Annotated in this window: 17 protein-coding genes and 1 pseudogene (1 of these 18 only partly in view); 11 read left to right on the forward strand and 7 right to left on the reverse strand. The window is 70.5% G+C overall.

All coding sequences use genetic code 11. The features are described 5' to 3' along the window. Both D471_RS0125350 and D471_RS0125355 read left to right on the forward strand, forming a co-directional pair. Nucleotides 1-764: the end of a glycosyltransferase family 2 protein gene (locus D471_RS0125350; RefSeq protein WP_017601213.1), read on the forward strand. It extends 838 nt beyond the left edge of the window; 764 of the gene's 1602 nt are visible here — the last part of the coding sequence; the start codon falls outside the window, past its left edge; the stop codon is at nt 762-764. Between the two features lie 127 nt (nt 765-891). Continuing rightward, the gene (locus tag D471_RS0125355) at nt 892-1302 is read left to right on the forward strand and encodes a DUF3817 domain-containing protein (RefSeq protein ID WP_017601214.1); all 411 of its coding nucleotides are present in this window, start codon (nt 892-894) and stop codon (nt 1300-1302) included. Here D471_RS0125355 and D471_RS0125360 read toward each other — a convergent pair. The 3 genes from D471_RS0125360 to D471_RS0125375 form a co-directional block, all read right to left on the reverse strand. After that, nucleotides 1278-2066 carry an SURF1 family protein gene (locus D471_RS0125360; RefSeq protein ID WP_017601215.1) on the reverse strand — a complete coding sequence of 263 codons (789 nt, stop codon included), beginning with the start codon at nt 2064-2066 and terminating at the stop codon, nt 1278-1280. The two genes, D471_RS0125355 and D471_RS0125360, sit on opposite strands and share 25 nt — an antisense overlap. A gap of 682 nt (nt 2067-2748) precedes the next feature. Next, a complete protein-coding gene (locus tag D471_RS0125370; protein ID WP_017601217.1) occupies nt 2749-3162 on the reverse strand; it encodes a PIN domain-containing protein in 414 nt (137 codons plus the stop codon). Next, nucleotides 3159-3437 (reverse strand): type II toxin-antitoxin system VapB family antitoxin, encoded by a 279-nt coding sequence (locus D471_RS0125375; protein WP_017601218.1) that lies wholly within the window; start codon nt 3435-3437, stop codon nt 3159-3161. The genes D471_RS0125370 and D471_RS0125375 overlap by 4 nt, the downstream gene beginning before the upstream one ends. A 90-nt stretch (nt 3438-3527) precedes the next feature. Here D471_RS0125375 and D471_RS0125380 point away from each other — a divergent pair, with 90 nt between their 5' ends. The 3 genes from D471_RS0125380 to D471_RS42070 all read left to right on the forward strand — a co-directional run bounded on the left by D471_RS0125380 (nt 3528) and on the right by D471_RS42070 (nt 4906). Further along, entirely contained in the window at nt 3528-3971 is a 444-nt protein-coding gene (locus D471_RS0125380; protein WP_017601219.1) for a hypothetical protein, read from the forward strand. Between the two features lie 90 nt (nt 3972-4061). Further along, nucleotides 4062-4553 carry a fluoride efflux transporter FluC gene (locus D471_RS0125385; RefSeq protein WP_017601220.1) on the forward strand — a complete coding sequence of 164 codons (492 nt, stop codon included), beginning with the start codon at nt 4062-4064 and terminating at the stop codon, nt 4551-4553. Further along, nucleotides 4550-4906 (forward strand): fluoride efflux transporter FluC, encoded by a 357-nt coding sequence (locus D471_RS42070; protein WP_026128064.1) that lies wholly within the window; start codon nt 4550-4552, stop codon nt 4904-4906. The genes D471_RS0125385 and D471_RS42070 overlap by 4 nt, the downstream gene beginning before the upstream one ends. Before the next feature lie 89 nt (nt 4907-4995). Here D471_RS42070 and D471_RS36150 read toward each other — a convergent pair. Together D471_RS36150 and D471_RS0125400 are read right to left on the reverse strand one after the other, a co-directional pair. Then, nucleotides 4996-5487, reverse strand: a pseudogene (locus D471_RS36150) (DinB family protein); the annotation flags it as partial. 107 nt (nt 5488-5594) lie between these two features. Further along, nucleotides 5595-6122 (reverse strand): DinB family protein, encoded by a 528-nt coding sequence (locus D471_RS0125400; protein WP_040691241.1) that lies wholly within the window; start codon nt 6120-6122, stop codon nt 5595-5597. Nucleotides 6123-6281: 159 nt separating this feature from the next. Here D471_RS0125400 and D471_RS0125405 point away from each other — a divergent pair, with 159 nt between their 5' ends. Beyond that, entirely contained in the window at nt 6282-7070 is a 789-nt protein-coding gene (locus D471_RS0125405; RefSeq protein ID WP_017601223.1) for an alpha/beta fold hydrolase, read from the forward strand. Between the two features lie 30 nt (nt 7071-7100). On the opposite strand, the gene D471_RS0125410 is transcribed toward D471_RS0125405, so the two are convergent. Further along, nucleotides 7101-7511, reverse strand: coding sequence for a VOC family protein (locus D471_RS0125410; protein WP_017601224.1), 411 nt, complete (start codon nt 7509-7511; stop codon nt 7101-7103). 312 nt (nt 7512-7823) lie between these two features. Here D471_RS0125410 and D471_RS0125415 point away from each other — a divergent pair, with 312 nt between their 5' ends. The 5 genes from D471_RS0125415 to D471_RS36155 are packed head-to-tail and all read left to right on the forward strand — an operon-like array spanning nt 7824 to nt 10660. Continuing rightward, nucleotides 7824-8708 (forward strand): ABC transporter ATP-binding protein, encoded by an 885-nt coding sequence (locus D471_RS0125415; RefSeq protein ID WP_241479715.1) that lies wholly within the window; start codon nt 7824-7826, stop codon nt 8706-8708. Beyond that, nucleotides 8705-9559 (forward strand): ABC transporter permease, encoded by an 855-nt coding sequence (locus D471_RS0125420; protein ID WP_017601226.1) that lies wholly within the window; start codon nt 8705-8707, stop codon nt 9557-9559. The genes D471_RS0125415 and D471_RS0125420 overlap by 4 nt, the downstream gene beginning before the upstream one ends. Continuing rightward, nucleotides 9549-9851, forward strand: coding sequence for a helix-turn-helix transcriptional regulator (locus D471_RS0125425; protein WP_017601227.1), 303 nt, complete (start codon nt 9549-9551; stop codon nt 9849-9851). The genes D471_RS0125420 and D471_RS0125425 overlap by 11 nt, the downstream gene beginning before the upstream one ends. A gap of 34 nt (nt 9852-9885) precedes the next feature. Continuing rightward, nucleotides 9886-10464, forward strand: coding sequence for a hypothetical protein (locus D471_RS0125430; protein WP_017601228.1), 579 nt, complete (start codon nt 9886-9888; stop codon nt 10462-10464). 10 nt (nt 10465-10474) lie between these two features. Continuing rightward, nucleotides 10475-10660: a type II toxin-antitoxin system Phd/YefM family antitoxin gene (locus tag D471_RS36155; RefSeq protein ID WP_017601229.1), complete on the forward strand. Its 186-nt coding sequence runs from the start codon at nt 10475-10477 to the stop codon at nt 10658-10660. Here the strand turns inward: D471_RS36155 and D471_RS0125440 are convergent. Next, nucleotides 10657-11319: a class II aldolase/adducin family protein gene (locus tag D471_RS0125440; RefSeq protein WP_017601230.1), complete on the reverse strand. Its 663-nt coding sequence runs from the start codon at nt 11317-11319 to the stop codon at nt 10657-10659. The two genes, D471_RS36155 and D471_RS0125440, sit on opposite strands and share 4 nt — an antisense overlap. Nucleotides 11320-11769: the final 450 nt, after the last annotated feature.

The following is an 11769-nucleotide window of genomic DNA, read 5'->3' on the forward strand; positions in this document are numbered from 1 at the left end:
GGCTGATCTCCGCCTACCGCGACCGGCTGTACTTCATGCTCCAGTACTTCATGCGGTTCGGGCAGACCTGGCGGCGTTCCAGCACGGCGTTCATCGTGCCCGGATTCGCCAGCGTGTACCGCAGCAGCGCGCTGAGGGAGATCGAGGTCAACCCCAAGGGGCTGGTGATCGAGGACTTCAACATGACCTTCGAGCTCCAGCGCAAGCGCCTCGGACGGATCTCGATGCGGCCCGACACCCGCGCCTACAGCCAGGACCCCTTCACACTGCGGGACTACTCCAAGCAGGTGGGCCGGTGGACGCTGGGCTTCTGGCAGACGATCCGCCGCCACGGGGTGTGGCCCAGCGCGTTCTGGCTGTTCCTGGCCCCCTACCTGCTGGAGGTCGTGCTGGTCTCCGCCGTCTTGCTGCTCACGTCGGCGCTGGGCCTGTTCGTCCTGGTGGGAGTGGTCGGCGGCGAGCCGGTCATGAGCATCCCCTACTACGGGGAGGGCGTGGCGGCGGGGGACGGGGAGGGCGTGGCGGCGGTGACCGCGTTCCTGCCGCCGGTGGCGATCGCGGTGGGCCTGTTCGTACCCGACTACGCGCTCACGTGTGTGCTGGCGATGGTCCGGAGGCGCCCGTCCTACCTGCTGTACGGGCTGTTCTTCCTTCCGATGCGCCTGATCGACGCCTACCTCGCGCTGCGGATGATCCCCCGGGCGTGGACGGCCGACTCCGACGGTCGGTGGAGCAGCCCGGTGCGTGTGTCGAACCGGTCCTGACCAGGAACGGTGTGAGATCCCACCGCCCCGCCCACCCCGGCGCGGGGCGGTCCCGGACAGCGTTTAGCCTCGGGGAGGGGCCCCGACCCTCCTCGGGGCGGCAGTCTGTGGATGAGGTGGAGTAGCGGTGGACAGCAGACGCGTGTCGTTCACGCTGTACCGGGTGCTGGCGTACGTGACCGGCGTGTTCCTGCTCGGTCTGACCTTCGTGGCCATGCCCGCGAAGTACCTGGTGGGGGAGGATTCGGCGCTCGCGCTCATCCCCGCGCCGAGCGGCGCGGAGCACTGGTTCGGCCCCGAGTCGCCGCTCATGATGTTCATCGCGATGCCGCACGGCTACGTGTACATGGCGTACGTGCTGGTCGTGCTGTGGGTGTCGCTCAACCGGCGTTGGGGAGCGGGCCGGACCCTGGGCGTGGTGCTCGCGGGCACGATTCCGGTACTGGGCTTCGTGGTCGAGCACCGGCTGGTCAAGGCCGAGCGCGCCGCGGACCAGGCGGCCGGACAGGGAACTCAGGAACCCGCGCCGACCGTCTGACCGGCCCCGCCCTCCGTCTCCGAGGCCCGTTCCCGCTGGGAGCGGGCCTCCTTGACGTCCCGGCGCACGCGGACGACCCAGAAGGCGATCGCGGAGACGCCGAACATCGCCCACTGGACGGCGTAGCCGAGGCTGCGCCAGTTGACGGTGATCTCGGTGGGCGGCTCCGGCGGGGGGACGGGGCGCAGGGACGCGGTCGCGGGGTCGTCTTCGGGGAGGGCGACGTAGCCCTCGTAGAGGCGGTAGTCCCATTCGTTGACCAGGACGGACGTGGCGATGCGCTCGACCTGGCCGTCGGGCGTGTCGACGGGGACGACGCCGTCGGTCGCGGCGTCGGGCGGGAGGATCCAGCCGGTGATGGTGACCCGGCCGCCGGGCGCGTCGGGGACGTCGGAGCCGTCCTCGGTCCAGCCCCGGTTGACGGTGACGGCGGTGCCGTCGCCGGTGACGAGGGGAAGGACGACGTCGTAACCGCGGACGCCGTCCGAGAACCGGGGGACCAGGAGTTGGGCGTCGGTGTCGTAGTGGCCGGTCGCCTCGACGGCGGTGTTGGCGTACAGGTCCGGGTGCATGTAGGCGCCGGGGTCGATGAGGTCGTCGAGGGGAGTGGCGTCCGCGAGGTCCTCGGCGGGGTTGGTGATCACCTCGCGGTCGGGTTCGACGGAGCGGAGGGACTGCCAGTAGGTCCCGGCCGAGCACACGACGACGACCAGCGCGAGGAGGAGGTGCAGGCCGATCCAGCGGGGACTGAGCAGTGTTCTCACCCGACCAGGCTATGCGCGCCCCTCGGGGAGGCGATCATGACCCCGGATTGACACTGACCACATGGGCTTGGTCGCGAAGGGGCCGGAGAATGACGATCACTTTAAGTAGTTTCCAGTGACTGAGGGTTGTTATTCGAGGGTGGGGTGGGTAGTGTCTCTATCAACGCGGAACGACAGGATCGTATCCGCGGACAGGCCTTCCAGGCCGCGACTCCAGGGGGGAGGAGTCGCAGGCCGTTTCCCAGAGCGAGGGTCGTCTCCGTACTTTGAGGGGGGATGCGGAGGCGACCCTCGCCACCTCTTTCCGGGGGCGTTCCCGTAGTTCAGCGGGGGCGCCCCCGGTGTCGTTCCCGTGACGTTGCGCGCCGCGGGTGCCGGTCGCGCGACGCCGAGCCGCAGGTCGTCGAGGGCGGCGTCGGTGAAGGTGGTCCCGGCCGTCAGCCCTCGGGGAGTTCTTCGAGTGAGGCGCGGCTGTGTCCGAGGGCGGTCAGTACGTCGTCCATGGAGGTGCGTCGTCCGCTGTCCGTGCGCTTCCGGGCCATGACCAGGGCGAGGTCCCCCAGGTCAGTCTCCGCCCGCTCCGGTTCCGTGCTGGTGATGTCGGTCTCCTGGTCGTGTTCGGGAATCGGCGTCTTCCGGCCGGGGAGGGACGTACGGGTTCGTGACAGTGGGGCACCGCGCGTCAGGGTGTGTCCTGGATCGACCGCTCACGAAGGTCGGTGAGGTTGCGGGCCGCCGTCGCGAAGTCGTTGTCGTCGTGGAGGACGACCAGTCCGTGGTGGGCCGCGGTGGCGCAGATGAGGAGGTCCACCGAGGACAGCGCTCGATGTGCGCCTGCGCGCAACAGCCGGTACTGCGCTGACTCCACCCATTGCCAGGCGCTCTTGGGTACGGGGACGTTCGGGTACAGGATCTCGAACATCTTGTTGAACTGCTCGTACTCGTCGAGATTGCGGGCCGACCTGCGGAACTCGGTGCGTTGGACGCAGCACGAGCCCACCGCCCCCTCGTGGATGACGTCACTCCACGCGTTCCGGTGTTTCCTCTCCCGCAGTACGCGCCACAGCGCGGACGAGTCAATCAGGTACTGGATCACTCCCTTGGGCCTCTCTCCTTGGCCCGCAGTTCCGCCCAGCCCTCGTAGTCCCACCCCTGGGCGAGTTCCGCGAAGTGTTCGAGCGCGGCGATGCGCCTGTGGCGTGCCGCGTACTCCCTGAGCGCGAGGTTGACGGTCTCCTTTTTCGTCTGGGAACCGGAGAGTCTCATGGCCTCGCGAAGGGCCTCGTCGTCGATGTCGACCTGGGTCAGGCTCACGGTGTCCTCCTGATCATGAGTATGTATATACACATCATATCCCATGTACATCTTCATGATTGGTGATCGACCGGTCCCCCGGGCGGGGGAGGTTCCTCGCCCCTGTGGGTGACGCGCGCGGTGCGGCGGTGCGTCAGACTCGGCGGCATGAACCGACACACCGCGGCCGTCCTCGTGGCCGCCGGAGGGGCGGCCGCCTACGCGGTCTCGAAGGTCGAGCTGGCGCTGTCCGGCCGACTGGGCATGCCGGGCTTCCCCGCCCCTCAGGAGTCCTACGCGACCTACGACCCGCTGACCGGGCAGCTCTCCAACGCCGCGGTGGGCGCGGTTCTGGTGGTCCTCATCCTCGGGCTGCTGCGACCACCGGGCGGGACGTTCTGGCGTTGGGCCCTGGTCCTCACCAACGCGGTAGGCGCCGCCATGGTCGGCGCGGGGGTGCTCACCTTCGGGGCCCGGGCGAGGGGCCTGCTTCCCGGCCTCGGCGCGCCCGCGAGCGGCGTCGCGGCCTGGGCGGCGCTCGCCGTCGGCGCCGTGTGGGTGGTCGCGTGGGCGGTCGCCACCTGGACCTCGGCCGTGCGCATCCGCTCCTGAGCGGGCGTTCGGCCACGGTCGCCACAGGTGGGGCGCCGCCCCGGGCCCGATACGATCGCCGTGCCCGGTGGAGTGCGAGAGGGGGCGGCCATGCAGCGTGAGGACGGGGAACTGCCCGTCGACTCGGACGTCGACGTCCACTTTCCCCGGCAGCGCCGTGAACTGCCCGACGAGCCCTGGGCGGTCCTCGCGGCCATCTCCCTCGGCGGAGCGCTCGGCGCCTGCGCCCGCTACGGAGTCGACACCGCGCTCCCTCACGCCCCGGACGCGTTCGCCCTGTCCACGCTGCTCGTCAACGTGACCGGCTGCCTGCTCATCGGTGTGCTCATGGTGCTCGTCGTCGACGTCTGGCCACGCCTGGTGCTGCTGCGCCCCCTGCTCGGCGTCGGTTTCCTCGGTGGTTTCACCACCTTCTCCACGCACATCATGGACGCTCACGACCTGCTGGAGGCGGGGCGGGCCGGGCTCACCCTGGCCTTCCTCGGGGCCAACCTGGCGGGCGGACTGGCGGCGGCGTGGCTCGGTGTCACCCTGGCCACCCGGGCCACACGTCTGCGCCGTTCGGGGCGGGTGCGGCGATGATCCTGCTCATGGTCGCCGTCGGCGGCGCGATCGGCGCCCCCCTGCGTTACCTCACCGACCGGTTCGTGCAGATCCGACACGACTCCGTGTTCCCCTGGGGGACCCACACGGCCAACGCGACCGCCTGTCTGATCTTCGGCTTCGTCAGCGTGCTCGCTCTGCCCGACTGGGCCTACGCGCTGGTCGCGACCGGATTCCTCGGCGCGCTGTCCACGTACTCGACGTTCGGCTACGAGACCCTGCGCCTGCTGGAGAAGAAGACCTGGTTCCTCGCCTTCGCCAACGCCGCGGCCTCCGTGGGCGCCGGTTTGGGCGCCGCGTACATCGGCGCGGCCTTCGCCGCCGCGCTCTGACCACCGCACGCGAACCGCCCCGCCCCCGGGGCGCGGGGGCGGGGCGGGGCGGCTCGGGGGCAGCCCATGGTCTTCTGGCCGTCGAGCGTCTCGCGGATGATGTCCGCGTGCCCGCTGTGCTGGGCGGTCTCCGCGATGACGTGCAGCAGGACGTCGCGGGCGCTCCACGAGGAGCCCTCCGGCCACCAGGGCGCGACCGGAAGCGCGTGTCGGACCTCCAGGTCCGGCAGCGCGTTGACGACCCGTGCCGTCTCCTCGGCCACCCGCTCGTACTCCTCCAGGACGCCGGCGAGCGTCTCGCCCTCCTTGAGCTCGAAGCCGTCCACGTGGTCGGCGATGACCTCCGGGTCCGAGAAGTCGAGGCCCCCGGCCCCCTCCTGGATGAACTCGGTCCAGTGCCGTTCCACCGTGGCCACGTGCTTGACCACCCCGCCCAGGCACAGCTCGCTCGCGGTCGGCCGCTGGCGCGCCTGCCCGTCGGTGAGTTCCTGGACCGTGTACCGCAGGTTCCCCCGTGTCCTCTCCAAGAACTCCAGAAGAGCCGTGCGCTCGACGTCCACCATCGTGTCCCGCGCCTGCATCCCGATCACCGTTTTCCGCGTCGTCCTTCGAGTTCGGTCCCCACGATAGGAAGGGTGTAGGTCAGTTTCTGTCCTACATTCGACGGTGATCCGGGATTCGTTCGGCGTCAGCCCATGGTCTTCTGACCGTCCAGGGACTCGCGGATGATGTCCGCGTGCCCGCTGTGCTGGGCGGTCTCCGAGATGATGAACAGCAGGGTCTCGCGGGCGCTCCGGGAACCGCCCTCCGGCCACCAGGGCGCGGTCGGGAGGTCCTGCCGGACGTCCAGGTCCGGCAGTGCGCCGACGACGGCCTCGGTCTCCTTCGCCGCGCGCCCGTAGTCCGCCAGGACGTCGGCCAGGGTCTCGTCGTCCTCCATGCGGAAGCCGCCCTCGTGCGCCGCGACGACCTCCGGGTCCAGGTAGTCCGTGCCGTGGTCGCCCTCCGCCATGAACCGGGACCAGCGCCGCTCGCCGCGGGTCATGTGTTTGACGATGCCGCCGAGGCAGAGCTCGCTCGCGGTCGTGCGCTGGCGCGCCTGTTCCTCGGTCAGGTCCCGGACGGTGTACCGCAGGTTCCCGCGCGCCTCCTCCAGCGCCTGGAGCAGTGCCGCCCGCTCGGCGTCGACCGTGGTGTCCTGGGGCTGGTTCGCCATGATGACCACCGCTTTCCGATGTCGTCCTTCGCGATCGGTGCCGACGGTAGGGCGGGTGGAGGTCAGCTGCTGTCCTGCGTTCGTCCGGGCTTCGTGTTCGTCCCTGGAACCCTCGGAAGCTCTCCCGATAACCTGGGCCTCTGGCGACCCGGAGGTTTCATGGCGCTCATCCCGCTCCAGTACCGACTCGACGGCCCCAGGCACGCGCCCGTGGTCCTGCTCGTGCCGCCCTTCGGCACGACGATGTCGGTGTGGGATGCCCAGTTGCCCGCGTTGACCCGCGACCACCAGGTCCTGCGGATCAACCACCGCGGGCACGGGTTCTCCCCGGCGCCGGAGGGTCCGTACACGATCGCCGACATGGCGCTCGACGTCCTGCGGGTGCTGGAGGAACGCGGGTTCCCCCGGGTCTCGGCGGTCGGGGCCGGGTTCGGCTCGTCCCTGCTCGTGTGGATCGCCGCCAACTCCCCGCGCACCCTGGACCGGCTCGCGCTGCTGGCCGCGGCGCCGCGTACTCCCCCGTCGCACCACTGGGGCCGGATCGCCGCCAAGGTTCGTTCCGGCGGCCTGGCGGCGGTGGCCGACGAGGTCGCACTGCCGTGGTTCACTCCCGACATGCTCGAGGACCGCCCGGAGGACGTCGAGCGGTTCGAAGAGGCCCTCGGCAGGCTCGACCCCGGCGCGTTCGCCTCCGTCTGCGATGCCGTCGCAGCCATGGACCAGCGCAACCTGGTGGCCGCGGTGCGGGCGCCGACCCTCGTGGTGACGGGAGCCCACGATCCGCTGCTGCCCCCCGGGCACGGCCGCAGGCTGGCGGACGGGATCGTCGACTCCCGTTTCGAGGTGGTCGCCGGCGCCGCGCACCTGGTGGGAGTGGAGCGCCCCGAACCGGTCAACGAGCTGGTCACCGAGCATCTGACCCGCTGGCGCCCCGGCAGCGTGGTCTGACCGCGGGGCGAGGTCCCACCGGGGTGACGGTCACATGGCGCCGTCCTCCGGGATCAGCGGCCGACTGATCTCCAGCAGGTAGCCGTCCGGGTCGCGGAAGTGCGCCGCGCGGATACCCCACGCGGTCCAGTCCCTCGGCCCGCGCACCAACCGGGCTCCGTCCGCGACCAGCTGGGCCGCGGTCGCGTCGACGTCGTCCACCTCGAAGACCACGGCGAGCCGGTCCTGGTGGGGGAGTTCGGGGTCGGCCGTGTCGGTCTCCAGCGCCTCCGCCATGACCTCGCGCTGGTTGAGCGCCAGGCGGGTGGCGGACCCCGCGTCGAACTCCGCGTAGCGACTGCCCGTGTCTCCTCGCAGCACGGGGAGTTTCAGCACGTCGGAGTAGAAGCGGAAGCAGGCCTCGTAGTCGTTGACGAGGAGCCTGATGTAGGTGCAGCGCATGGGGCCTCCTGCCGGTCGCTGTCCGGGGCCCGCCGGGGCGTCGTGGCGGGTCGGGTCGGTCGGTCACCGAGTATTCAGTACCCGCGTTTCACGGACCCATGGCCCGGCCGGCGCGCCGTGTGCCCGTGGCCGTTCCCGGCCATGCGTTGTCCTTCTGCATCGAAATGTAGTACACATACTATCAATGGCAGCAGAACAGAGACGAAGTGGGGGACTGGTGTGACGAGTACGCCGACCACACGGACATCCAGGGCGCAGGCGCAGGCGACCGACGCCGTGGCCGAGCCCGTGATCCGGGTCCGTGACCTGCGAATGAGCTACGGGAGCACAGAGGTCCTCCGGGGGGTCGACTTCGTCGCCCGCAGGGGTGAGGTGGTCGCGCTGCTCGGGCCGAACGGTGCGGGCAAGACCACGACCGTTGAGATCCTGGAGGGGTTCCGGAAGCGCTCCGGAGGTGACGTCGAGGTCCTCGGGACCGACCCCCAGCACGGCGGGGAGGACTGGCGCGCCGGACTCGGCGTGGTCCTCCAGTCCTGGCGCGACCACGGCCGCTGGCGGGTGCGCGACCTCCTCCACCACTTCGGTCGCTTCCACGCCCCCTACTCCACCCCCGACCGCGTCCGCCCCCACGACACCGACGAGCTGCTGGAACGGGTCGGCCTCGCCGAACACGCCCACCAGCGGATCAACAAGCTGTCCGGCGGGCAGCGGCGCCGACTGGACGTGGCGATCGGCGTCGTCGGCCGTCCGGAGGTCCTCTTCCTGGACGAGCCCACCGCGGGGTTCGACCCCCGGGCCCGCCGCGACTTCCACGACCTCGTGCACGACATCGTCGACAGCGACGACACCACCGTCCTGCTGACCACCCACGACCTGGACGAGGCGGAGAAGCTGGCCGACCGGATCCTGGTCCTGGCGGGCGGCACCATCGTCGCCGACGGCAGCGTCGAGCAGCTGTCCGCGCTGGTCGAGCGGGACAGCGAGGTCTCCTGGAGCCTCCACGGCCAACGGAACGTGCACACCACCGACAGCCCGGCCCGCCACGTCGCCGAGCTGTACGCGGAGCACGGCGAGGACCTGACCGACCTGCGGGTCAGCAGGGCCTCCCTGGAGGACGTCTACATGGAGCTGGTCCGCCGCCACGAGTCCGGCGACGCGGACGAGGCCGTCCACGAGTTCGCGAAGGGGATCCGGTGAACCACGCCACCAGCAACGCCGTCCGTGCGGGGGCCGCCCGCGGCCTCCTGGAGTTCAGGGGGACCTTCACCAACCCGCCGGACCTGTTCGGCTACCTCTACATGCCCGTCCTGTTCGTCGTCCTCGGCTTCTTCCTCTCCGGCGAGGAGGTCGACGGTGCCGCCACCAACTACGGAGCGGTGACCTACAGCGGCGGCCTGGTCCTCATGCTGATCATGCTGGGGACGCTGGCCGTGGCCCAGGTCCTGGCGGCCGAGCGTGAGGACGGCACGTTCCTGCGGGCCAAGGCGATTCCGCACGGGATGCTCGGCTACGGCGTCGCCAAGGTCGTCCACCTGTTGTCCATGTCCGCCGTGGCGGTGGCGCTCACCGTCGTCCCCGGCCTGTTCCTCGTGGAGGGCTTCGGTCCCCCGAGTTGGGGCGCGGCCCTCACGCTCGTGTGGGTCTGCGTGCTGGGACTGCTGGCCATGGCCCCGATCGGCGCGACCCTCGGCGCCCTCATCAGCAACCCCCGCGCCGTGGGGCTGATGATGATCCCGATCATGGCCCTGCTGATGCTCTCCGGGGTCCTGTTCCCGCTGGAGCTCCTGCCGGACTGGGTGCTCACCGTCGCCCGGGCGCTGCCCGTGTACTGGCTCGGTCAGGGGGTGCGGGCCGGTACGCTGCCCACCGACTACGCCGCGCTCGAACTGGCCGGGGCCTGGCAGCTGCCCGCGGTGGCGGCGGTCCTGGCGGCGTGGGCCGTGGTCGGGTCCCTGGTGGCTCTGCGCGTGCTGCGGCGGATGGCTCGGCGGGAGTCGGGGTCGCGGGTGCAGGCGGCGAGGGAGAAGGCGATGAAGCGTGTCCTCTGAGAAGGCGGCGGCGAACGGGCGCGGCGCGAACGGCGGGAGCGGGCGCAAGGGCCGGTCGGCGGCCGGGAGCGGCGAGGCGATCTACAACCGCATCGCGATGCTGCGCGCGGAGCGCAGCGTGTCCCGCCGCCAGTTGGCCGAGGCCCTCGGCGTCCACTACCAGACCGTCGGCTACCTGGAACGGGGCGAGTACAGTCCCAGCCTCCACCTGGCCCTGCGCATCGCGCGCTACTTCGAGGTGCCGGTCGAGGTGGTCTTCTCCACCGAACCCTTCCCGCGCCTCGGCCAGTGACCAGACCCCACCTCTCCCCGGAAAGGGGGACCCCGTGAGTTTCCTCTCCACCCTCATCGACGAGTTCCGCCCCTCCCAGATCAAGCGCGACATCGACGACGTGACCCGGCTCCGGGCGGAGAACCCGAAGGTCCGCCGCCGCTGGGCCTCCCGGTCCCGGCGGCGCGCCGCCACCGTCCTCATCGGTGCGGTGATCCTGGGCGGGACGACGCTGCTGGGATGGCAGCCCTACACCTCCGCCGACGACGGCCTCGTCTTCCTTCTGGCGATCGTCGCGGGGGCGCTGCTCCTCATCTGGCTGATCTTGCAGCTGGGCATGGCCACGCGCCTGGCGGTGGGCTACCAGTACCTGGACGAGCGTCAGCGGGTCGAGCGCGACCGCTCGACCCGGATCGGACACCACGTCACGGGCACGGTGGTGATCACCGCGCTCATCCTGGTCGCGGTGCTGAACACCTACGGCCACGTGGACGTGTCCTTCCCACAGGAGCTGGTGCTGCCGCTCCTGTGGTTGATCACCATGGTGCACACGTCGGCGCCCTCCGCCTACCTGGCCTGGACGCAGCCCGACGAGATCCTCGACGACGAGGACGAGGAAACGACGGCCCGATAGTGTGGCGGGTATGCGCACCGTCACGGCGAGCGAAGGCGCGGAGAGGTTCTGGGAGCTCTTGGACGTCGTCGAGAACGGCGAGCGGGTGACCATCACCAGGGATCAGGTCGCGATCGCCGAGATGCGGCCTGTCCGTCGCAGGACCGGTGCGGATCTGCGGGACGCTCTGGAAGGCTCTGAGCCTGGCGCGGGCTAGAAGACGTCCGGGCCCGCCCAGCCGTAGGTGTCGCGCTGGCGGACCAGGGCCAGCTCGTCCTCGGAGAGCACCCGGGGCTCACCGATCTGGCGGGCCCTGAGGTAGGCGGCGCACAGCCAGTCGAGCAGCCGCAGGTTCTCCAGCGCGTGCTCCAGACCGTGCCCCAGCGCCACCCCGCCGTGGTTGGCGAGCAGGGCGGCGTCGCGCCCCTTGAGCGCCTTGGCCGCCTGGTCGGCGATCTCCCCGGTGCCGTAGGTCGTGTAGGGCGTCACGGTGATCGCCCCGCCCAGGGCGGCGGCCCGGTGGTGCACCGGGGGTAGCTCGGCCAGGACGGAGGAGACGGCGACGGTGTCGGTGGTGAAGGCGTTCACCACGGCGGCGGCGTCGCGCCCGTGCTCGGCGGCCTGACGGTGCACGGCCATGTGCAGGGTGGCCTCGGCCGCGGGGCCGTGGCGCCCCTCCAGGACGCGGTCGTCCAGGGACATCACCGGGCAGTCGGCGGGCTGGAGCTGGTCGGGTGCGACCCCGTGCGGCGTGACGACCACGAGGTCGCCGCTGCGGACGCTGACGGTCGTCGACTCTCCGGGGGCGGAGCCGACGGCGGAGACGAGGTTACGGGCGGTCAGACAAACGTCCCGGCGTTCCTGTTCTAGCAGCATGGGGCATCCTCGACGCGCGCTCTGGCGGTGCGGTCTGAGGCGTGTTCCGCGGACACGCCCTGGGCGGTCTGTGACGTGGGCGTCCGGAGCCGGACGAACCCACTGAGGTACACCTAAATGTACGTCAAATTCTCCCCCAGGTATTCCCCAGGCGGGCGTGTTCGCTGTGTAGCGGCCCACCCGCGCCGCGTACCTGTGGACACTGTCGTGGCGTGATGCTCACCACGGGTCACGGCTTCTGGAGCTCGTGTTTTTGCTGACCAGAAGTGGTTTGTGGGAGTTTTGTTGCGTAAGTGTCCTATGAGACGAGGCAGTTTGTGACTACCGATCTCGGGCAAACCGGACCCGTGAACGAACCCTACGTAACCCTTCCGTCCGTGCCGTACCTGTCGGAACCGGGGTCGGCCACGGCCACGAGCCTGTACATCGACGGTGAGTGGCGGGGGGGGC

The organism is Nocardiopsis lucentensis DSM 44048 (assembly GCF_000341125.1).
Taxonomy (GTDB): Bacteria; Actinomycetota; Actinomycetes; order Streptosporangiales; family Streptosporangiaceae; genus Nocardiopsis; species Nocardiopsis lucentensis.

Excerpts from the sequence above, each read along its gene's own strand:
- D471_RS0125375 (WP_017601218.1), bottom strand. The coding sequence starts at position 3,437 with ATGAAGATGTACATGGGATATGATGTGTATATACATACTCATGATCAG.
- D471_RS0125380 (WP_017601219.1), top strand. The coding sequence starts at position 3,528 with ATGAACCGACACACCGCGGCCGTCCTCGTGGCCGCCGGAGGGGCGGCC.
- D471_RS0125385 (WP_017601220.1), top strand. The coding sequence starts at position 4,062 with ATGCAGCGTGAGGACGGGGAACTGCCCGTCGACTCGGACGTCGACGTC.
- D471_RS42070 (WP_026128064.1), top strand. The coding sequence starts at position 4,550 with ATGATCCTGCTCATGGTCGCCGTCGGCGGCGCGATCGGCGCCCCCCTG.
- D471_RS0125400 (WP_040691241.1), bottom strand. The coding sequence starts at position 6,122 with ATGGCGAACCAGCCCCAGGACACCACGGTCGACGCCGAGCGGGCGGCA.
- D471_RS0125405 (WP_017601223.1), top strand. The coding sequence starts at position 6,282 with ATGGCGCTCATCCCGCTCCAGTACCGACTCGACGGCCCCAGGCACGCG.
- D471_RS0125410 (WP_017601224.1), bottom strand. The coding sequence starts at position 7,511 with ATGCGCTGCACCTACATCAGGCTCCTCGTCAACGACTACGAGGCCTGC.
- D471_RS0125415 (WP_241479715.1), top strand. The coding sequence starts at position 7,824 with ATGAGCTACGGGAGCACAGAGGTCCTCCGGGGGGTCGACTTCGTCGCC.
- D471_RS36155 (WP_017601229.1), top strand. The coding sequence starts at position 10,475 with ATGCGCACCGTCACGGCGAGCGAAGGCGCGGAGAGGTTCTGGGAGCTC.
- D471_RS0125440 (WP_017601230.1), bottom strand. The coding sequence starts at position 11,319 with ATGCTGCTAGAACAGGAACGCCGGGACGTTTGTCTGACCGCCCGTAAC.